The sequence below is a fragment of the Moorena sp. SIO4G3 genome (assembly GCF_010692305.1).
In the GTDB taxonomy this organism is placed as follows: Bacteria; Cyanobacteriota; Cyanobacteriia; order Cyanobacteriales; family Coleofasciculaceae; genus Moorena; species Moorena producens_A.
On record NZ_JAAHIG010000141.1, the window covers coordinates 1 to 20163 of the forward strand.

The following is a 20163-nucleotide window of genomic DNA, read 5'->3' on the forward strand; positions in this document are numbered from 1 at the left end:
ATCACGACGGATATCACGAAGCGTAAACAGCAAGAAGCTGAACTGCAACAACTCAATCGAGAATTGCAACAACTCAATCGAGAATTAGAAATTAGGGTTCAACAGCGCACAGCTGCTTTACTCGAAAGCGAACAACGATTCCGCTCGTTGTTTGAATCTGCCCCAGATTTTATCCATATATTAGATACTCAGGGCATGATTGAGCAAGTGAACCCGGCTGTGATCCAGCAGTCAGGTTATTCTGAATCAGAATTGATCGGTAATCGGTTAGAAGAGTTTTTTACCCCCACATACCAAAACATTTGCCAGCAACAGTTTCCAGTTTTACTGGAGCAGGGAACCCATCGTCAAGAAATTGAGTTTGTCTGCAAAAATGGGACAATTATTACCACAGACTGCTCCTACTCAGTCGTCCATGATACCGAAGGAAACATTAGCTATATCTTAGTGTTGCAGCGAGATATTACTTCACGGAAACGATTTGAACAAGAACGGACCCAATTAATTGCTAGTTTACAGGAATCAGAGCGACGGTGGCGCAGCCTTCTCGAAAATGTGCGACTGGTGGTGGTGGGACTAGACCGACAGGGGAAAGTCGAGTATGTCAATCCCTTTTTCCTAGAATTGACTAAGTACACAGAAGCAGAAGTTTTAGGCAAGGACTGGTTTGAAAACTTCCTGCCCAATTCCCAGCAAAAGTTAGTAAAGCACTACTTCCAGGACATCCTAGAGCCAGACTTTCAATCCCACTATCAGCACTCGATTCTAACTAATTCAAAGCAAGAAAAAATTATTGCTTGGAATAATACCCTACTCCAAAATGTCCAGGGAGAGGCAATTGGCACCATGAGTATTGGGGAAGATATTACCGAGCGCTACGCTATTGAACGGATGAAAGATGAATTCACCTCCGTGGTTAGCCACGAACTCCGTACCCCCCTAACCTCAATTCATGGTGCCTTGAACCTATTATCAACTGGTCTAATTCAACCTCAGTCTGAACGAGGACAGCGTGTGATTGGCATTGCCGCTGACAGTGCTGAGCGTTTAGTGCGACTAGTTAACGATATTTTGGAACTCGAACGTCTCGAATCTGGTAAGATCCGTCTGTCGAAGCAGCCCGTAAATGCAGCTGAGTTGATGGTTAAAGCTGTTGATCAGGTGCAGGTGATGGCTAATCGAGCTGGAATTAAATTGGAAGTCTCGCCCCAAGGGATTGAATCTGAGATTGAATTCGAGGCTGATAGCGATCGCATTATTCAAGTCATAACCAATTTACTAAGCAATGGGATTAAATTTTCCGACAGAGGTTCTAGCCTATGGTTAACAGTGGAACTGCAACAGCCAGAGGAACTAGAAACCACCTCACCCCCTGACCCAAACAGTCCAACGATCTTATTTACCGTTAAAGACCAAGGCAGGGGAATTCCTGCTGACAAACTTGAAAGCATATTCGGGCGTTTTCAACAGGTTGATGCCTCCGATGCCCGTAAAAAAGGAGGTACCGGTTTAGGGTTAGCGATTTGTCGTAATATAGTGGAGCAGCACGGAGGCAAAATCTGGGTTGAGAGTACTGTTGGTGAAGGTAGCAGTTTTTATTTTACTTTACCAAAACAAACAGCAGCAGAAGAAGGTGAGAAGCATGACAACTAAGCGCATTTTAGTGATTGATGATGATGATGGGGTTCGAGAAATCATCCAATTTTCTCTAGAAGCAGCAGCAGGGTGGGAAGTGTTGACAGCTGCTTCTGGTAAAGAGGGATTAGCTAAGGCTGAGGCAGATCAGCCTGATGCTATTCTGCTAGATGTAATGATGCCCGAGCTGGATGGACCGGCTACCTTTCGACAGTTACAAGCTAATGCAGTAACGGCGGATATCCCAACAATTTTGCTAACCGCTAAAGCTAGGAGCAGCGAGCAAAAGCAGTTTCTAGATTTGGGGGTAACTGGAGTTATTACCAAGCCGTTTAAACCTATGGAATTGGTCGAAGAAATCCAAGGAATTCTGAATTGGCTCGATTGAGCGATCGGAGTGCTAGGTTTTATTAAAATTCCCAACCCCGCAGCAAATAATTAATAAGGAACTTGATTAGGATTAATTGCTGATATAGCAGTTCTCAATTGGGTGAGGTACTTTGATTCCATAGCACTCACCTTTGACATCTTACCGATTACCCCTAAGTTAGCACCCTACCGAATCACAATATCTTCACATTTGCGCCCTAATTTCTATTTGTAGGTAAGTTAAATAGATCTTGGGTTCAACTTCGGGGTATGGGTATCATTTTTTCAAACAAGAGTAGCAGTTCCAGTAATTCTTCCAGCGCCACTCCTTTGGATCAATTATCCCTGAGTCCCACGATCAGTCCCACGATCGATTTAGCTTATCCTCACGACCCAGAGCACCAGAGGAGACAAACCTTCACACCAGTTGTCCTGGGTATCAAGAGTTTGCCCTTGACCAAAGAACGAGATATGGGTACCAGCCAAGCCCAGGACTATGAGTCATACATCGCATTAGCTCTGGATGTGTTTCAGAGTCAAGACTCAACATTTATCAAATCTCTTAAAGACTTTCTCACTGTTTTACCCAGTCCCACTTATATCGAGCAAGTCTTACTCGCAGCAGTTTATCGACTACCAGAGATTAACCTTGATGCTTCTCACTGGCTATTGCGTCATCCCGATTATTTGATGCCCGAACTTGACTTAGTGGCAGTAGCGATGGCTCTCGCCATTAAGACGCTTCAGGAGCAAGGCTTAGTGTTGGGTCAAGATTTTAGCATTGAACCTAATGGTCGGTTATATCTCAGTACTCTGGCAAAAGATCAGTTATGGTTCGGTAGCTCAAGTAGCGATCGCCTCTTGCTAGAACAGATTCTGCAAGTTGGGGATTAATCTTGATCATGAATTTATAAAGCCTGGAGCGATGAACAAAACAATTTTATTAATTGAAAATGATAAACTGTTGCGCTCAAATTTTTCCGATTTACTAGAATTAGAGGGCTTTAATGTCCTTACTGCAGACGATGGTTGGCTCGGGTTAAATTTAGCTAAAATTGTCCGACCTGATTTAATTATTTGTGAAATTAATATACCATCAATTGATGGGTATGAGCTTATCAAAATATTACGGGATAGGTTAAAGACAGCGAAAACACCGTTTATATTTCTAAGCAGTGATTCCAATCAGGATGGCTATGCTCGAGCTAAGCAACTGGGAGCCAACGATTATCTCACCAAACCTATAGATAGTCGGGAACTGTTAGCAGCAATTAATCAGCAGTTAAGAATACTTCCCTTGACTTAAAACAGGGCTTCAAACACGCTATATATTAATTACTCAACCGGTTGAGAATAATAAACTGGTTGGCAAAAGGAGTGTAAACGATGGGTAAAACCCTTGTTCACGTAACTACACCGATAGTGATTCAAGAAATTGAAAACGTCTTAGCAACTTATCCGGAGTCTCCCTATCAAGACCTGTTTTCCCAGTCTAACATACGCCAGGATTTAATTACTTATGTCCTGAGCAGAATTCCGAATCATTACCAAGCCATAGACAATAGTGAACCATCATCAAAAAGCCAAGAATTACAGCAGTTATCCTCAGAGCAGAAGCTGTATTTAGAAAACTGGATTCACACAGGAATCTATCATATCTTGCACTGGGATAATTTCCCGATGCCCCAAACCTTTACTTCAAGGTCTATCTCCTCTGATTCCTTAGCTTGATTTCCCAAAGTTTATATGCTAAAATAGCAGTTCTCAATACCCAATTGAGAACTGCGTTTGCCATCCATGGGATAACCTGTAAAGCAAGTGATTAACGGAATTTGATATCAATCGTGATCCAAAGCTGATCCAAACTTTATAAGATTATCAGTAACTTTCGCTAACCCCAGATGTAGCAGGCTGGTTTTGTGGATATTGGTTTTCTGGAGATACTACTTGGGGATTGCGCAACCGTTCCAACTGTAAACGCCGAAACTCAGAAGCCGCATCATCTAGTCTCTGAGACTGTCCCTCAACGAACTGATTGATGTCAACTGTACCCAATTGGGCATTATGGATTAAATCAAAAGCGTTGAAACCACTGTCTCCAAACCCCCCAAACGTGTCTTGCTCGTTAGGATTATTAAAATTTTCATCCGCTCGAATAGTACCTATACTTTGGGCAGTAGCGGACCCGTGCAGTAACGCTGTAGTAATGCCAAGGGCTACACTTAATACAGCTACAGTAAAAACAGATTGGTTGCTGATCGTCATAGGAATCCCCCCTCAATGGATAAATCTCGCTGGTATTCTGCTATAGAGTTATATATAGTTAACCTGAGTTAACCTGCACAGTTAACCTGCACAATTGTTACAGGTTTATTTTGGATCGTTGACGCGACCCTGTCAATAGTCAACCCTCAACCCTCAACCCTCAACCCTCAACAAAAAGCTATCAACTAAACTACTAGATTATTGCTAGACTTAGTATAGTAATTTGTTATACTTTACTAGCTATAAATAGTTGGGGTAAGGCTGTGCCTATGCCTCCAGGTATTTATGATATCACTCGGTTTAAAACTCTCCTAGAATTGTTACTAATTATGGGAGTAGCGTTGGATGTAAATCCCCCATCAGTATTCGTACAACTTGACAACGCTGTTGCACAAGATTTTCCCAGCATTCGGAAACAGGATTGGCGCAGTGGTGTCAGGTTTCGCGTCCGCAAAACTTCTATTGCTAACCAACTCTTTCAACAAGGTATCCAACAATTTCGTCAGGGACAGTTTCGTGAAGCGGTAGCCACCTATCAAGGACGCACCCTTAATAATATTGCTGGAGTTTACTACAGTATTGGTGAGTATTCTTCAGCCAGGGATTTCTATCAAAAAGCATTGGTGATTGCTAGAGAAATCGGTAATCGAGCAAGCATTGGACGAGTTTATAATAATTTAGGATTTATTGCTAGCCAGACTGGTGACTATACACAGACGCTAGGGTATCATCAACAAGCCTTGGCTATTATTAAAGAGTTAGGAGATCACGATAGTGTTAGTTATACTCTGAACAACCTTGGCACCGTTTATGAAAATCTCAGAGAGTATGATCAAGCTTTGAAATCCTACCAGCAAGCTTTAACTATTGCTACTGAAATTAACAATACCGCCAGGGAAGCTAATGGTCTTGATACTATTGGTGGAGTTTACTATAATCGTAGTCGATATTACCAAGCTTTCGACTATTATCAACAAGCGTTAGCGATTCATAAAAAAATCGGTCATCCAGCTAGTGAAGCGAAGACGATCATTAATATTGGCGGTGTTTATGAAGGTTTAGGACAGTACTCGAAAGCCTTATCTTTTTTGCAACAGGCTTTAGCAATTTATCGGGATATAGACAATAAAGCAGGTATTGTACTGACTCTTAGCAGTATTGGTATCATTTACGAACGCCTGAATCACTATCCCCAAGCGTTAGCATCCTATCAGCAAGCTTTAGCCATTTATCAAGATATTAATAATCCGATCAGTGAAAGTAATACTCTCAATCAGATTGGTGGTGTTTATTCGAGTATTGGTCTGTATCCTCAGGCGATAAATTCTTATCAGCAAGCCCTAGCGATCGCACAAGAAATTGGTGATCCAGCAGGGGAGGGTCGGGTTCTCCCCATCTCCCCATCTCCCCATCTCCCCATCTCCCCATCTCCCCATCTCCCCATCTCCCCATCTCCCCATCTGCCAGCGCCCGGCTAGCAAGGGTAACACCGGCCTAGGGCTAAGTCCCTAGGAAGATTGAACCTCCCCATCCTAAGAGGAATGGGGATTCCCAGGCACAACCACCGTTGGTTGTTATCTCCATGGGCGTAACTTTCCCGCGCACCGAGGGTAGCTGAGTAGGGTCAATACCCAGTTTTTTTTGAGACCCTTTCTTTTTATATTAACACTATTTGAGAGGGAAAATTCATCCCCGACCTAAGAGGACGGGGATGAATTTTCCCTCTCAAACTCTCCCACTCTGATAATTACAACCGGCGGCTAAGCAGTGGAGAAATTGCGAGTAATACCACTGTGCTAAAACCAAGCAATATCAACAGGGATTGGCCAAAGGTAATGGATGCCCAGGGAGCCTGCATCACAATACTACCAACAGACCAGTCATTGTCAAGATAGAGATAGCGAATTGGTTCAATGGCATAGCTGAGGGGGTTGAGACTGGCTACTACCTGTAACCATTTTGGCATGAAGGTCAGAGGAGCAAGGGCTGTGCTGGCAAACAGTAGGGGTAAGTTGGTAACAAAAATGACTGCAATTAGTTCAATGTGACCGGGTAGGGCAAATGCTAGTCCGAGACTGAGAGCTGTGACTCCCACCACCAGCAAGAACACAATCAAGGCAATCATCACCAGACCGGCTAGGTTGGGTAAACCGGCTCCTAAAAAGGAATTAGCGGTGACAATTGCCACAGTTTGCAGCAAACTCAGAGCGATAATATATATGGCTGAGGCTGCAACAATAGAGAAGCGAGATACTAACGGAGCTACTAGTAAGCGGTTGAGGAAACCAAATTCCCGGTCAAACATGATCGGTAAGCCAGCATTGAGTGCTCCAGCAAAGGCGGTAAACACAATCACACCTGCACCGAGGAATTTGCCATAGCTCAAACTCTCACCAAAAATCCCTTGAGGAGCGTTTTGGAATAATGCCCCAAATAGGATTAGCCACATTAGGGGCTGGATAATACCAGCCATTAAGGTAGAAGGTCGCCGTTGCAGCTGAATAAACAGGCGTTTGGTTAGGGCTAGGGTTTCTTGGATAAATTCACTTACACCAGGAGTATCATTGACTGGGATTGGTGCAGTAAAGTCTGGTTGCCAGTTAAGGTCGGATTTAGGAGGGGTAAGGGTTTTACTCATATTCATTCGTGCCATAGATTCCTAAAATAGTTGGAGCAATCTTTATTTACTGTCCACTAACCACTGCCCTATGTCTCCTTTAGGCCATATTTTGTTTCCGCTCTGCCTTGAGATCCCGTTTCCCAGCCTGAGCCAGTTCAGCATCCATCAGGGTTTTACCTGTGGCAGCTAGGTAGACATCATCTAGGCTAGGTCGCGACTGAGCAATCCCAAAGGTCGGTAAACTAGCGTCTTTTAAGGCTTGCTGAATGATCATTAAGGCATTGCTTTGGGGTTTAACCACAAGGTTAAGGGAATTCCCCTGATTGCTGTTAATAATCACCTCTCGCACAAAGGGCAGAGACTGCAGCATATCTTTGGCTTCCTTGGCTTCTTCAATGGGGGAGAATTCCCGGATACGCAGGGTAATGCGATCGCCTCCAACACTATCCTTTAACTGGGATGGTGTCCCCTCAGCTATGATCAACCCTTTGTCAATAATTGCCACTTGGTCAGCTAATGCATCTATTTCTTCGAGGTAGTGGCTGGTGATTAGTAATGTGGTTCCTGAGTCTCGCAGCTTTTGCAACAGTTCCCAAACCACGAATCTACTCTCAATGTCAAGACCTACGGTGGGTTCGTCTAGTACTAAAACATCGGGTTGGTGGAGTAAGCCAGCGGCTAAGTCCAGCCGCCGACGTAGACCACCGGAGTAAATGCCAGTTTTTTTATTGGCATACTCCTTGAGCTGCAAAATGTCAAGCAGTTTATTGATGCGTTGTTTGGCAACTGCTTTGGGGAGGTGATAGAGGTCGGCTTGCAATTGGAGTAGTTCTTGACCAGTGAGTACCTTATCTAAGGCAACTTCTTGGGCTACATAGCCTAGGCGGCGGCGTGCTGCCCTAGGATTGTGTAGTACTGAAATGCCAGATACCTCAATTTTTCCAGCGTCCGGTGCCGTGAGCGTGCATAGACAACGAATGGTGGTGGTTTTACCGGCACCATTAGGACCGAGTAAGCCAAAAATTTGACCCGGTTCGACTTGTAAGGAGATGTCTTTGACGGCGTGGACATCTCCATAGCGTTTTTGGAGGTTCTGGATTAATACAGCGGCAGCCATAAGCTTTCCCTATGCCGGTCAGGGATACACAAATCTCAACAATTTTTATTGTAGCCCCTTGGCCTGGTTAGGGGTAAGATATAGTGTTTTTAGGCAAAACTGCTGAGGAGTGATGGGATATATAGCCCAGCCCCTGGAGCGTTCGCGTTTGGCCTTTAGGCCAATGTCAATCGCATACACTCAAGCTACACTTAATCTACACTCAAGCTATGGCGTAGCTGTCTTAATTTGTCACGGATTAGTCATCACTAACCTTTTCACAGAGGCAAAAGCACCAGCCTAATTCACCAGCGGCAATTGCCTCCTGAGTTTTCTTAAAGGCAGCGCTCAAATCCGGATAGCCCTCCCGAGCCAGCTCGGACACCAATTCGTAACTCTTTTTCAGGTGTTGGCTCAAGTCCTTTATCTGCAAAACGTTAAATCCGATCTGAGTGAGTTTTTCTGCATAGACTTCGGGGCTAAATGTCGGCTCAAACAGCAGTCGGTTGTAAACGTACTTGCGGGCTGCCTCACTGACTTCCTCAATTGGTGTTACCAAGTCATCAAACAGGAAGATGCCTCCTACCCCTAGGACACGGTGAACCTCCGCCAGAGCTTTATCAAGCTCGTGGATGTGGTAAAGAGCGCCTTGACTCCAGGCATGGGTAAAGGAGCCATCTGGGAAAGGTAGGTTAGTGGCTGATTCCTTTTGGAAGCTCACCCGCAAAGAGGGGAAATTACTAGCCTTAGCTCGAGCATTCTCGATATAACTGCTACTAATATCGATTCCTACTACCTCACATCCCGTTTGCTGAGCCAGCCAAACGGCAGCGTTGCCATTTCCACAAGCAACTTCTAGTACCCGGGAGTCGGCAGTAATACCGCTCTGTGCCAGCATATATTCATCCCAGCGCTTGCAGGCTGGCACAAAGTCCTCAGGCCGAGCCTTGGCTAAGTTTTCGAAATAACCCCAGTGGAGACTGCCTTCTGGATCCCAGAAACTGCGGAAACGTTGGTCTCGTTCACGATCATCAAACAATGCCTCGGTCTGAGCTTCGGTAAATCTACTTTTTTGCATAGTTAATTCCAGTTAATTCCCTGCTGTTGTTGGTTTATGAGACTGATCAAAATTTAGACTATAGCTATCCTATTTGAATTGTTAAACTTGCTCTTTAATCAGGATATACCAGTTCTGGCTTAAGCAAGTGCATGGAATAAAAATTTTGGTTTTTATTAATAACTTTACTATTGCTATAGTCACCCTAAATAGTATATAGTTTTCTAGGTTACGGTGTTCGTAAAGTAAAGTTAAGCAAATGGAATCGCTTCGCGTTTTGTACACCACACACAATTGTCTCACCTACTTGAAAATACAACAATAGGCAGGTTTAGCATATGAACATTTTTACCAAGCTTGAGTCAGAAGTCCGAAGCTACTGTCGATTGTTTCCAACAGTCTTTACCAAGGCAGTGGGAGATACCTTGATAGATGAGAGTGGGCGTACTTATATAGATTTCTTGGCAGGTGCTGGTGCCCTCAACTATGGACATAATAATCCCAAGCTCAAAAAGCGTCTCCTGGAATACATTGAGTCAGATGCTATCACCCACAGCCTCGATATGTTCACCTCTGCTAAGCAGCAGTTTCTAGAACGTTTCGAGGAAGTAATCTTAATACCGCGAGGACTAAACTATAAAGTTATGTTTACCGGTCCTACGGGAACCAATTCTGCCGAGGCTGCTTTGAAGCTAGCCCGTAAAGTGACTGGTCGAAAAACAGTCATTTGTTTTACCAAAGGCTACCACGGTCATACTTTAGGTGCCCTAGCTGTTACCCCTAATCCGACCTATCAAAAGGCTGCGGGTATTCCCCTCGGTAATGTCTTAACGGTTCCGTTTGAGGATAAAAATGGCACCAAAGACGACAGTCTTGATTACTTAGAAAAACTGGTTGATGACCTGAGCCTAAATCAGGAAAAACCAGCAGCAGTTATCCTAGAAACCGTTCAATCTGAGGGCGGGATTAATGTTGCTAGTGTTCCTTGGCTTCAACGCCTTGCCCAGATCACTCAAGAGCGAGAAATTTTGCTAATTGTTGATGATATCAAAGTGGGATGTGGTCGAACTGGCCCTTTCTTTAGCTTTGAGCGGGCAGGGTTAAAACCTGATTTAGTTTGTCTGGCTAAATCTTTAAGCGCCTATGGAAACCCGATGGCTGTGGTGCTAATTCGACCTGATTTAGACTGTTGGAAACCAGGGGAACACAGTGGTACTTTCCGAGGGAACAATCTAGGCTTTGTGACTGCCACAGCTGCTCTCGACGAGTACTGGGAGACGGATGCTTTCGAAAAGGAAATCGCGGACAAAGGTGAGGTAATGAAGAAGCGACTCAAAGACATGATCGCTCGTTATCCAGAAGTCGGCGGCGAACATCGAGGACTTGGTTTGATTCAAGGAATCGCCTGTGAACAAAAGGGTCTGGCTAAAAAAGTTAGTAATGAAGCTTTCAAGCGGGGTTTAATCTTTGAACCCATGGGAGTGAACAAAGAAGTGATTAATCTTCAGTCTACATTAACGATTGATTCCGACACTTTGACCCAAGGGCTAGATATTTTGGAGGAAAGCATTGGAGCTGCTCTCTCAAACTGAGTTTGTCAAACCGGCGGCTTCTAAAATTTCTGCCAACACTTTGCCATGATATTCCCAGGGTAAAGTCTCAATTGTCAGAGCTTGCAATCCGGTATCTCCATCTATGGCTGCTCCCTCATTAACCAGAGTTGTCAAAATCTGTTTATCGGTCTCTAAGGTTAATCCCTCAGTTAACTTAGATTTTAAGTCCGGTCGGAGTAAAGCAAGAGCAGTGAGTAACCCCATTCCTCCCCAATTTGATACACCGCAAACGATCGGGTGATGGCAAGGAATATAACAGGCGATTCGTTCTCCATGCTTGATGGTTTTGGCAATTAGCTCTTGAGAGAGTGTTCCCATACCAAGTTCATTGCCCAAATCACCAATGCCGATGGAGATGATTTCACTGAGGGTAAATAGGAAATGTAAAGGAGCAGTATGAACAGTTATATCATCCCCATTTATATTTCGGACAGTACCATCGTAACTCGGGCCTGCTCTTTCAATGGAGATAACATGGGAAACTGGTGGTTCGGCACTTTTCCATAAATTCACAATAGAAGAAACGGAGGGATCTTCTGCACTCCCTGCATCGACAGGAACTACATCAAAAGGAATTTGAGCAGGTATTCCTGCTGCCCGAGCAGCAACCTTGACAGCATTAAGGCATAAAGGATCCGTAACCAGACGGACAGGGATTCCAACTCTAAGTAATCCCGCTGCTAGGTGAGCGCAACCGATGGGGCCATCATTTTCCGCTGCCGGAGGAGTGCCGTGGGGAATAAAAAAGCCTGTAATAATAGCCACATGGGGGGATGGATGTTCGGCAATCGAACGAGCTGCACCAAGCAGCCCCCCCTTGGCAGCCTCCACAAGGGGCTCTATACCATTACCTATGTCCCTTCCACAGATGTTTTCAATTTTTTCTATCCGGGTTAAGACTTCTGGAGAATTTCCAAATGCAGCAGTCATAAGCAATTAAACAGATGCTCCTAAATCAACTAACTTTTTAGAGACTGTCTCCTGGATGACTTGGTTGACACTATTTTCGAGGAGGTCTAGCCCTTTCTCTAAGACTTCTTCAGAAATTGTTAAAGGCGGGAGACATCGAATCACCTGCCCCTGTGCGCCAGCTGTTTCCATGATTAGCCCATTAGCAAAGGCTGTCCGGATGATTTTATTAGCTAGGTTCCCATCTTTGCAGTCTAAGCCCTGAATCATGCCCCTGCCCCTAACAGAAAAACCGGCCTCCCAGTTATTTTTTGCGATCTGCTCCAATCGGAGCTGCATTATAGTTCCTTTTTGTCTAACAGAGGCTGAAAGACTCTCATCTTGCCAATAGATTTCCAAGGCTGCTTTGGCGGTAACAAAGGCTAGGTTAGGTCCTCTGAAGGTGCCACTGTGTTGACCTGGTTTCCACTGGTCTAATTCTGGTTTGATCAGTACCAATGAGAAAGGAAGACCGAAACCACTCAAGGATTTGGAGATAGTAACAATGTCAGGGGAAATACCTACTTCTTCAAAGCTGAAAAAGGAACCAGTCCGTCCACATCCCACTTGGATGTCGTCTACAACTAAAAGCACATCATGTTTACGACAGACTGTTTCAAGCGATCGCAACCACTCAAAGCTGGCTACATTGACCCCACCTGCTCCCTGAATGGTTTCTACAATCACTGCTGCTGGAAGCGCTACTCCACTACCTCTGTCGGAAAGGACTTTGTCTAGGTACTCTGTAGTATCAATATCCGAACCCAAGTACCCATCATAGGGTATAAAAGTTACGCCTGTGGTGGTGAGTCCTGCAGCGTCTCGCTGTGAAATGTTGGCAGTTGTTGCTAAGGAACCTAGGGTTACCCCATGATAGCCATTGGAAAAGGCAATGACCGTTTCCCGTCCCGTTATGTTGCGGGTCAGTTTTAGAGCTGCCTCCACAGCATTGGTTCCTGTTGGTCCAGGAAACTGAACTTTGTAATTTAATTGCCTGGGTTTGAGGATAATGGCTTCAAAAGCTTCGAGAAACTCCTCTTTCGCTACGGTTGCTAAATCGAGACCATGGACAATACCGTCTGAATCGAGATAACTGAGCAGTCGTTCTTTGAGTTGTGGGTTGTTATGTCCGTAATTGAGCGTACCCACTCCACTGAGAAAGTCAATGTACTTGATACCTTCTTTATCTTCTAGAACAGCTCCTTGTGCTTTCTTAAACACCGTGGGAAATAAACGGCAGTAGCTTCGCACATTGGATTCCAATTGATTGAAGATTCTCATCAGATTATCCTCATTAGTTTTCTACGTGATGTTTTCCGCAAGCTACCTGAAAGTTTTGCTACTTATAGTACTACCCATTAAGGTGTTTGACATTGATAAAAGCTGAAAAGCTAATGCACGTCAACTTTTGCCTCTTGCTAGCATGCCAATGCCATTGCCCGTAGCGCTATACCTTTCAACGTTGTGGCGATTCCTACTTACCCCCTCACCCATTTATCCTTTCATCAACTCACCAAATCAAGCGTGTAGGAATCGCCAGGATCTCATTAGTCAGCTACATTAGCCAGCTACATTAGCCAGCTACATGAGTCAGCTACATGAGTTAGCTAACACTTAGGCAATAAGGCTGACAGTTAGCGTAAGAAAATGCGTTGTAGTTCTCGAGTGGGATCGCTATAGGTGGTTCTTGCATGTGCTATACATTTGTTGTCCCAAAGCAACAATGAGTATTGCTCCATCCGAATAGCCATGTGATTTTCCTCGTAATATGCTAGAAATCGGTCGGCAATTTCTCCCAAAAACGGGTCGGGAGTAAAGGGCTTTAGGTTCTCTGGATCGGGGCTGTAGTCACCGTATTTAATATAGTTACAAGAAAAGCGGAAAACAGGCTTCTTACCCTCAAATGAGAGGAGCGGATGAATTGCTCCCTTAGTGCGGTTGGCGTGGACTCCCCTCGTGGCACCAAAATGGTGTCGAGTCTCCATGAGTTTTTTCTTTTCTTCTTCCGTAAGAGTCTTCAGGAATCCTTCCACATAAGCCAATGTGGTCATCCCACCACCACAATCAGAAGGCTTTTTGCACCAAAGCACGAGATAGTTCGGTGGGGTTTGATAATCGCTGGCTTCCGTATGAGGAAGCAAACGCCTTTCACCTCTGGCATCGGAAAATTTCATCAATTCTGGTTGATATCTGACATAGAATATCGGTTGCCCATATTGCAGGATTAACTCACCACCTGTGACCAATTTTGAAAATTCGATCCAGTCAAAATTGGGATCTTCAGTTTCCACATAAATAAAGTGGTTTTGCTCCAGTAAGTTCTGATAATCATTAATTGATTTATCAGATTTTGGCAAATTACTCGCCTGATAGGTTAACATCAAAAATCCTTTTTGATAAGGCTGACGAGAATTTATTCTAGCCGAAATAAATTCAATACTGGTTACTTGTTTACATTTTTTAAACAAAACACACATACTAATATAGTATCTATAGTAACAACTATAAAAAAAAAATTAATTAATAAGTAATTACAATGGATTTATGATAGTTAAAAGTATTGATCAACCAGATGCTTTGCCATTTATGCGATAGAAGACTTTCATCTGTTCAAAGTTTCCCTCTTAAGCTGCTGTGCATTTTCTTGATGCCGTCGCTCATGGGGAAAAGCACTTGTTCCCTTGCTGCATCGCTTAAATTGCCTATTTTCCAATTAACAAAAAACTTCAAAACCCTCTCCCCATCTACTATCTACGCCAGCTAGCCAGTTAAGTGTGTAACAGTTTATTAAGGGGGGATATAGTCACAGTCAAGCTTTCAGGATTTAAGAAAAGCTTCTACATTCAGTCTCTAAGAGACTTTTTGTTAAATAAAGGTTAAGGTGAGTTAAAGTTAAATAAAGCTTAAATTATTGCGTAGGGTGAGATAGGCGGCGAATACTTTAAAAGCTCACTTGTAGCGAGAGCTGTCCGCCTTAAACCACGCATATTCAGTACTCGATATTTCTTAAGATTTACTTTATAAATAGTCTCTAAGTTTTAGAGCAATTCTTATTTGGGTGAGGTTTTTAGGGAGCTTCAGAGCTGGGAGCTTCCGAGCTGGTCAGAGGGAAGAGGTAAAAAATAGTGAATAATGGATAATTGCCTTTTGCCGATTACCCATTATTCACCTGTATCCTTTCCTAGCCCAGAAATAAGATAAGTAATCAAACAAACGGATCTTAGAGCTGATTCGTAAAGTAAATCTTAAGAAGTCTGAAAGCCTTGCTATGATTGTTTTTTGGGTATTAAATAGTTCAATTGTTCTATTTGAGCGCAAGCCTTATCCTACAAGGTTTAGTGCGAGTTTACGAATCAGCTATTATATCATGTCAGGATAATTACCCTGTCAGCCATGCTTTGCGCGAGTGGGGGAAACCACGGCAGTCGCTCATGGTTAGAAGTTACCGTAAGACAGGCTCGCCTTGTCAGCCATGCTTTGCGCGAGTGGGGGAAACCACGGCAGTCGCTCATGGGGGGAACCCCCTTTGGCGGCGCTGCCTTCCCAAGACCGCGCAAATCACGCTAATCAATAAGTTTTACCCCTTTTCTGCATAGCCTACCAACCATAAAGGCTCAACGTAATCAGGTTTCGTCTCCGGGGGAACCCCCACAGGTCGGCGCTGCCTTCCCAAGACCGCGCTGCATCGCTTAATAAAAACCTCCCCCATCTCCCCATCTCCCCATCTCCCCATCTCCCCATCTCCCCATCTCCCCATCTCCCCATCTCCCCATCTCCCCATCTCCCCATCTCCCCACACTTCCTCTAATTATGGGTATTCAACCTAACTTGATCTTACTTCCCAATACAGAAACGGCTGAAAATGCGGTCAAGTACTGATTCGGTTACTTCCTCTCCTGTAATTTCTCCCAAGGCTTGAATTGCTCCACGCAAATCAATCGTCCAAAAATCTAAGGGTAACTCTTGGGCAATAGTTTCTTGCACTTGCTCAAGAGACATTTTCGCCCGTGTCAACGCAGCAGCTTGTCGTTGGTTAATCGCTAAATCTAAATCAGCGGCTTGCAGGTTGCCACGATTTACTGCGTCAAGAATTGCCTTCTCCAGAGCATCAATCCCTTGATTGTAGGCAGCAGCTGTCTTCACTACCCGCTCTATAGTATTAGGATAGCATACGGTAGATTCAGTAGATTCACTGGCTAGGTCAGTTTTGTTAATCACTAGAATTACCGGACGTTCTTGCACCTGTTGGTAAATTTCCTGGTCTCCTGCACTCCAGCCAGTGGTTGCTTCAATCACCAGTAATACCAAGTCAGCCGCCATGGCTGCACTACGCGATCGCTCTACTCCAATTTTCTCGACTTGGTCAGCGGTTTCCCGAATTCCTGCTGTATCGAGTACCTGTACCGGGATTCCCCCAACCACTAACTGGGATTCTACCACATCCCGAGTGGTACCAGGAAGGTCAGTGACAATAGCGCGATCGCATCGACTCCAGGCATTCAATAAACTCGATTTTCCGACATTGGGTCGCCCAAGGATTACCACTTTTAAACCGGTGCGCAATAGCTCACCCTGATCCGCTGTGGCTAATAGTCGGGATACTTCTGTTAAGATATTGTTAAGTTGAGCTACAATTGCGCCTTGATCAAGGGGCGGTAAATCCTCCTCAAAATCAATTCGAGCCTCAATTTCTGCCAAAATATCCAGGCAAGTAGCTCTGGCTTCCCGAATGGGTGTGGCAAGCTTGCCTTGCAACCCAGCTAGGGCGGCTTGAACGGCTGCTGGCGAGCGAGACCCCACTAAGTCCGCAACACTTTCTGCCTGAGTCAAATCCAAACGCCCATTCAAAAATGCCCGCAGGGTAAATTCTCCTGGCTGTGCTAATCTCGCTCCTTGTTCTAGGCACAATTGCAACACTTTTTGTACAGGCATGATCCCACCGTGGCAATGGAATTCTACCACATCTTCACGAGTGTAGGAACGGGGAGCTTGCATAATCAGCAGCAATGCCTCATCCACTAGCTGTTGGGTTTTGGGATGGCGCACATAGCCGTAGAGAATCCGGTGACTCTCCCAAGCCTGACGCCCCGGTGCCTGGAAAACAGTACGGGCAATTGCGATCGCATCCCTTCCTGACAGTCGCACTATACCGATACTCCCTTGTTGGGGGACAACTGCTGTTGCGATCGCAGCAATCGTTTCACTCTCGAACATCTCAGATCAAATTCCCTTGACTAATTATCATATCCCTTTTGGTGGTAGAGGAGTCGGGAGTTGGGAGTCGGGAGTCGGGAAAAAATGCTCTGTACCTGATTAGGCTAGAAACCCCTGTTGACGATTACCCATCACCTATTAGCATAACCGAAAAATCCAGGCACTATTTGGCAAGTGATTAACCAGAGCGGTCAGCGGTCAGTGGTCAGTGATCAGCCGTCAGCCGTCAGCCGTGAGCTAAAAGCTCACGCTGTCTTGATGCAGTCGCTCATGGGGGAAACCCCCAAGACCGCGCTGCATCGCTACTTGAGGTGCCGTCAGCTTAATTTTATTCAAAAGCTGTTCGGTGTAGCTTGGCCACAGGCCTTTGGCTGATTGCTGATTGCTGATTGCTGATTGCTGATTGCTGATTGCTGATTGCTGATTGCTGATTCCTGATTGCTGATTGCTTATAGCTCATTGCTGATTCCTGACATTGGCATTAATTATAACACTAATAGATCAGTTTTTAAAACGATAATATTTGGTAATTTGATAATAATCAATCCAGATTTGACATTATTTATTTCACGGTTAAACTAGAAGGATGATTTTACCACTAACTATATTTTTGTTTGTATTTTTTTTATAAAGATACCAGGGTAAATGTGAAGTATTTAATGAATATCAATGCCAATTTATCAAGATAATAAAATTTTTATTTATATAAAAAAAGATTCGATTAAGTTTATTAATTATCCAGCAATTTTAATTTAAACTTAAAACCGATTAATATAACCGAATCATAAAGATTTTACCAATAAGCCAGATGAAATTAGCTGTGAGCAGAATTAGTCAATCTCTGAGCGTTCTCTATGTGTGGGCAGGACTTCTTTGGGTTATACCGACAATAGCACAGCCGATTCAAAGCGATGGCACTACTGACACGGAAGTTATCCAAGATGGTAATCGCTTTGACATTGAGGGAGGTACTCGATCAGGTGATGGCTCTAATCTATTTCACAGCTTTCAGGAGTTTGGTTTAGACCAAGACCAAATTGTTAATTTTTTGTCTCAACCCGGTATAAAAAACATTCTCAATCGGGTTACAGGTGGGAACGCTTCAGTGATTAACGGTCTCATGCAAGTCACAGGGAGCAACGCCAACCTGTTTTTAATGAACCCAGCGGGGATAATTTTTGGTGCCGATGCCCAGCTGAACATCCCAGGAGCATTCACGGCTACCACAGCTACAGGTATTGGCTTTGGTGATAATAATTGGTTTAGTGCCTTGGGTAATAACGACTACTTTTCTTTAATTGGAACACCTAGTGTGTTTAGGTTCGAGACATTAGGTACACCAGGAGCCATTATCAATCAGGGCCAGCTAGAGGTGACACCAGGAAATAACCTAACCTTACTCGCTGGCACTGTGATCAGTACTGGAGAACTGGCAGCACAAGACGGAAAAATTACCGTAGCTGCGGTACCAGGGGAAAGTTTAGTGAAAATTACCCAAGAGGGGCACTTGCTGAATTTGGAAATTCACCCCTTACTCACTGACCAACAATCCTTGACACCTGTGCAATTGCCTGAACTTTTAACTGGCACTGATGTAGCTCATGCCACAGAATTCAAGGATAATGGCGATGGTACTGTGACCTTGAAAGATTCTGGCATCACTTTGGAGTCTGGAGATGTAGCGGCGAAGGAAGTAACCGCAGAGACTGCAACCCTATCCGCCAAGAATAACCTGACTCTAGTAGAAAGCCAGCTGTCTACCACAGGAGACTTAAACCTACTGGCTCAGAATAAAGTGATGGTAAGGGATACTCCTGAGAATCCCTTCAATGCTATAGCGGGAGGAGACCTCTACATTCAGGGGGATTTAGGCATTGATATTCTGGCACTGAATCATCCCAAGACACCCTTTCAGAGTGGCGGTAATCTCAGTTTAGTTAGTGATGGGATTATTTCCGGAGATGCTCACTTTGGCAGTGGTGGTAGTTTCTTGATTCTGAATTTATCCGGTCAACCAGGTAATTTTCTGAGCTTCTATGACCCGATTATTATCTCTAGAGGCGATGTCATCTTTGGGGATTATACAGGAGCTTCTCTGAAAGTAGAATCTACCGGAAGTATTCAGGGGGGAAATATAAAGATTACCCAGCCAGATACCACTGGCTCGATTCCCACTTCAGATCCAGATTTTGAGAATTTGACCCAACGCCGCTCTCTGATTTTGCGAGCAGGTTTGAGTGAGGATCAATTGAGTAATACAGTTAATTTTGATCCTAATCAATCAGTCACGGTAGAGGGCACAGAATTCTCTAATCTCGAACAGAATTCATCGGAAGGGAGTATCACTATTGGTAATATCGACACGAGTTCTGATCAGGGTGATGCTGGACCTGTAATCTTATCAGCTCAAGACGACATTCTATTCCGTGATAATGATGGTTTGATTGTTACTACGATCAGGACAACAGAAATAGGGGGTAGTAATTCTGGTGATGTAACCTTGGAAACTAGACAGGGAAGTATTCAGGTAAATGGTGAGACTCTTACAATTATTACTGAGGCATCAAACGGTGGAGATTCTGGTAACATAACCTTTAAGGTTCCAGATTCAAACAATGTTAACTTTGATGATATTGAGATCAATACACAGGCTCAGAGGGGTGGAAATGGTGGTGATATCATAGTCTTCGCTCCTGATATTACTAGCGAAGCTGATGCAGAACCAATACGAGAACAAATAGCATCTAGCTCACGGTTAGATGCTCTCAGAGGTACACCAGGAGAGATTAGTATTAATCCGGAAAATCTACCGGATGGTGGCACCGATACCGGTACCGGAACCGATGGTGGCAGCGGTACAGGTACAGGTACCGATGGTGGCACCGATACCGGTACCGGAACCGATGGTGGCAGCGGTACTGGTACCGGAACCGATGGTGGCACCGATACCGGTACCGGAACCGATGGTGACACCGATACTGGTACAGGTACCGATGGTGGCACTGGTAGCGGTACAGTAACCGATGGTGGCACCGATACTGGTACAGTAACCGATGGTGGCACCGATACTGGTACAGTAACCGATGGTGACACCGATACTGGTACAGTAACCGATGGTGACACTGGTAGCGGTACAGTAACCGATGGTGGCACTGGTAGCGGTACAGTAACCGATGGTGACACTGGTAGCGGTACAGTAACCGATGGTGGCACCGATACCGGTACAGTAACCGATGGTGGCACTGGTAGCGGTACAGTAACCGATGGTGGCACCGGTACCGGTACAGGTACCGATGGTGGCACCGGCACAGGTACAGGTACCGATGGTGGCACTGGTAGCGGTACA

General features: G+C 44.6%; 18 protein-coding genes. 9 read left to right on the forward strand and 9 right to left on the reverse strand.

The genetic code is table 11. From position 1 onward, the window contains the following. The 5 genes from F6J99_RS22930 to F6J99_RS22950 all read left to right on the forward strand — a co-directional run. Window positions 1–1653, forward strand: a 1653-nt coding sequence (locus F6J99_RS22930) for a PAS domain S-box protein (RefSeq protein ID WP_293115619.1), incomplete at its 5' end; no start/stop codon positions are given. Next, window positions 1643–2023 carry a response regulator gene (locus F6J99_RS22935; RefSeq protein WP_008179073.1) on the forward strand — a complete coding sequence of 127 codons (381 nt, stop codon included), beginning with the start codon at window positions 1643–1645 and terminating at the stop codon, window positions 2021–2023. The genes F6J99_RS22930 and F6J99_RS22935, both read left to right, overlap by 11 nt. A 251-nt stretch (window positions 2024–2274) precedes the next feature. Beyond that, window positions 2275–2898 carry a hypothetical protein gene (locus tag F6J99_RS22940; protein ID WP_293115621.1) on the forward strand — a complete coding sequence of 208 codons (624 nt, stop codon included), beginning with the start codon at window positions 2275–2277 and terminating at the stop codon, window positions 2896–2898. Beyond that, the gene (locus tag F6J99_RS22945; protein ID WP_293115623.1) at window positions 2888–3310 is read left to right on the forward strand and encodes a response regulator; all 423 of its coding nucleotides are present in this window, start codon (window positions 2888–2890) and stop codon (window positions 3308–3310) included. Before F6J99_RS22940 ends, F6J99_RS22945 begins: the two co-directional genes overlap by 11 nt. An 80-nt stretch (window positions 3311–3390) precedes the next feature. Continuing rightward, window positions 3391–3735 (forward strand): hypothetical protein, encoded by a 345-nt coding sequence (locus tag F6J99_RS22950; RefSeq protein WP_293115625.1) that lies wholly within the window; start codon window positions 3391–3393, stop codon window positions 3733–3735. Window positions 3736–3882: 147 nt separating this feature from the next. Here the strand turns inward: F6J99_RS22950 and F6J99_RS22955 are convergent, their stop codons facing one another. Next, the gene (locus tag F6J99_RS22955; RefSeq protein ID WP_293115627.1) at window positions 3883–4269 is read right to left on the reverse strand and encodes a hypothetical protein; all 387 of its coding nucleotides are present in this window, start codon (window positions 4267–4269) and stop codon (window positions 3883–3885) included. 269 nt (window positions 4270–4538) lie between these two features. On the opposite strand from F6J99_RS22955, the gene F6J99_RS22960 reads away from it, so the two are divergent. After that, a complete protein-coding gene (locus tag F6J99_RS22960; RefSeq protein WP_293115629.1) occupies window positions 4539–5747 on the forward strand; it encodes a tetratricopeptide repeat protein in 1209 nt (402 codons plus the stop codon). 269 nt (window positions 5748–6016) lie between these two features. On the opposite strand, the gene F6J99_RS22965 is transcribed toward F6J99_RS22960, so the two are convergent. The 3 genes from F6J99_RS22965 to F6J99_RS22975 form a co-directional block, all read right to left on the reverse strand. After that, window positions 6017–6907 (reverse strand): ABC transporter permease, encoded by an 891-nt coding sequence (locus F6J99_RS22965; protein WP_293115631.1) that lies wholly within the window; start codon window positions 6905–6907, stop codon window positions 6017–6019. Window positions 6908–6986: 79 nt separating this feature from the next. Next, window positions 6987–8006 (reverse strand): ATP-binding cassette domain-containing protein, encoded by a 1020-nt coding sequence (locus tag F6J99_RS22970; protein ID WP_293115633.1) that lies wholly within the window; start codon window positions 8004–8006, stop codon window positions 6987–6989. A gap of 238 nt (window positions 8007–8244) precedes the next feature. Beyond that, the gene (locus tag F6J99_RS22975) at window positions 8245–9063 is read right to left on the reverse strand and encodes a class I SAM-dependent methyltransferase (protein WP_293115635.1); all 819 of its coding nucleotides are present in this window, start codon (window positions 9061–9063) and stop codon (window positions 8245–8247) included. Between the two features lie 317 nt (window positions 9064–9380). On the opposite strand from F6J99_RS22975, the gene ectB (F6J99_RS22980) reads away from it, so the two are divergent. Next, complete coding sequence (gene ectB, locus F6J99_RS22980) at window positions 9381–10634, forward strand: diaminobutyrate--2-oxoglutarate transaminase (protein WP_293115637.1); 1254 nt, start codon at window positions 9381–9383, stop codon at window positions 10632–10634. On the opposite strand, the gene F6J99_RS22985 is transcribed toward ectB (F6J99_RS22980), so the two are convergent. The 3 genes from F6J99_RS22985 to F6J99_RS22995 all read right to left on the reverse strand — a co-directional run bounded on the left by F6J99_RS22985 (window position 10626) and on the right by F6J99_RS22995 (window position 13984). After that, entirely contained in the window at window positions 10626–11585 is a 960-nt protein-coding gene (locus tag F6J99_RS22985; RefSeq protein ID WP_293115639.1) for a glutamate cyclase domain-containing protein, read from the reverse strand. The two genes, ectB (F6J99_RS22980) and F6J99_RS22985, sit on opposite strands and share 9 nt — an antisense overlap. Window positions 11586–11591: 6 nt before the next feature. Then, complete coding sequence (gene ectB / locus F6J99_RS22990; RefSeq protein ID WP_293115641.1) at window positions 11592–12884, reverse strand: diaminobutyrate--2-oxoglutarate transaminase; 1293 nt, start codon at window positions 12882–12884, stop codon at window positions 11592–11594. Between the two features lie 353 nt (window positions 12885–13237). After that, window positions 13238–13984 (reverse strand): TauD/TfdA family dioxygenase, encoded by a 747-nt coding sequence (locus tag F6J99_RS22995; protein ID WP_293115643.1) that lies wholly within the window; start codon window positions 13982–13984, stop codon window positions 13238–13240. Window positions 13985–15034: 1050 nt separating this feature from the next. Here F6J99_RS22995 and F6J99_RS23000 point away from each other — a divergent pair. Continuing rightward, entirely contained in the window at window positions 15035–15199 is a 165-nt protein-coding gene (locus F6J99_RS23000; RefSeq protein WP_293115645.1) for a hypothetical protein, read from the forward strand. Here the strand turns inward: F6J99_RS23000 and F6J99_RS23005 are convergent. Together F6J99_RS23005 and mnmE are read right to left on the reverse strand one after the other, a co-directional pair. Continuing rightward, entirely contained in the window at window positions 15181–15384 is a 204-nt protein-coding gene (locus tag F6J99_RS23005; protein WP_293115647.1) for a hypothetical protein, read from the reverse strand. The genes F6J99_RS23000 and F6J99_RS23005 overlap by 19 nt on opposite strands. A 53-nt stretch (window positions 15385–15437) precedes the next feature. Next, window positions 15438–16817 carry a tRNA uridine-5-carboxymethylaminomethyl(34) synthesis GTPase MnmE gene (mnmE, locus tag F6J99_RS23010; protein ID WP_293115649.1) on the reverse strand — a complete coding sequence of 460 codons (1380 nt, stop codon included), beginning with the start codon at window positions 16815–16817 and terminating at the stop codon, window positions 15438–15440. An 820-nt stretch (window positions 16818–17637) separates the two neighbouring features. Here mnmE and F6J99_RS23015 point away from each other — a divergent pair. Then, the coding region (locus tag F6J99_RS23015; protein WP_293115651.1) for a filamentous hemagglutinin N-terminal domain-containing protein at window positions 17638–20163 on the forward strand (2526 nt) is incomplete at its 3' end.

What these genes read in the sequence shown, in the direction of transcription:
- F6J99_RS22935 (WP_008179073.1), top strand. Translation starts at nt 1,643, where the DNA reads ATGACAACTAAGCGCATTTTAGTGATTGATGATGATGATGGGGTTCGA.
- F6J99_RS22940 (WP_293115621.1), top strand. Translation starts at nt 2,275, where the DNA reads ATGGGTATCATTTTTTCAAACAAGAGTAGCAGTTCCAGTAATTCTTCC.
- F6J99_RS22950 (WP_293115625.1), top strand. Translation starts at nt 3,391, where the DNA reads ATGGGTAAAACCCTTGTTCACGTAACTACACCGATAGTGATTCAAGAA.
- F6J99_RS22955 (WP_293115627.1), bottom strand. Translation starts at nt 4,269, where the DNA reads ATGACGATCAGCAACCAATCTGTTTTTACTGTAGCTGTATTAAGTGTA.
- F6J99_RS22960 (WP_293115629.1), top strand. Translation starts at nt 4,539, where the DNA reads ATGCCTCCAGGTATTTATGATATCACTCGGTTTAAAACTCTCCTAGAA.
- F6J99_RS22965 (WP_293115631.1), bottom strand. Translation starts at nt 6,907, where the DNA reads ATGAGTAAAACCCTTACCCCTCCTAAATCCGACCTTAACTGGCAACCA.
- F6J99_RS22970 (WP_293115633.1), bottom strand. Translation starts at nt 8,006, where the DNA reads ATGGCTGCCGCTGTATTAATCCAGAACCTCCAAAAACGCTATGGAGAT.
- F6J99_RS22975 (WP_293115635.1), bottom strand. Translation starts at nt 9,063, where the DNA reads ATGCAAAAAAGTAGATTTACCGAAGCTCAGACCGAGGCATTGTTTGAT.
- ectB (WP_293115637.1), top strand. Translation starts at nt 9,381, where the DNA reads ATGAACATTTTTACCAAGCTTGAGTCAGAAGTCCGAAGCTACTGTCGA.
- F6J99_RS22985 (WP_293115639.1), bottom strand. Translation starts at nt 11,585, where the DNA reads ATGACTGCTGCATTTGGAAATTCTCCAGAAGTCTTAACCCGGATAGAA.
- ectB (WP_293115641.1), bottom strand. Translation starts at nt 12,884, where the DNA reads ATGAGAATCTTCAATCAATTGGAATCCAATGTGCGAAGCTACTGCCGT.
- F6J99_RS22995 (WP_293115643.1), bottom strand. Translation starts at nt 13,984, where the DNA reads ATGTTAACCTATCAGGCGAGTAATTTGCCAAAATCTGATAAATCAATT.
- F6J99_RS23000 (WP_293115645.1), top strand. Translation starts at nt 15,035, where the DNA reads ATGGTTAGAAGTTACCGTAAGACAGGCTCGCCTTGTCAGCCATGCTTT.
- F6J99_RS23005 (WP_293115647.1), bottom strand. Translation starts at nt 15,384, where the DNA reads ATGGGGAGATGGGGAGATGGGGAGATGGGGAGATGGGGAGATGGGGAG.
- mnmE (WP_293115649.1), bottom strand. Translation starts at nt 16,817, where the DNA reads ATGTTCGAGAGTGAAACGATTGCTGCGATCGCAACAGCAGTTGTCCCC.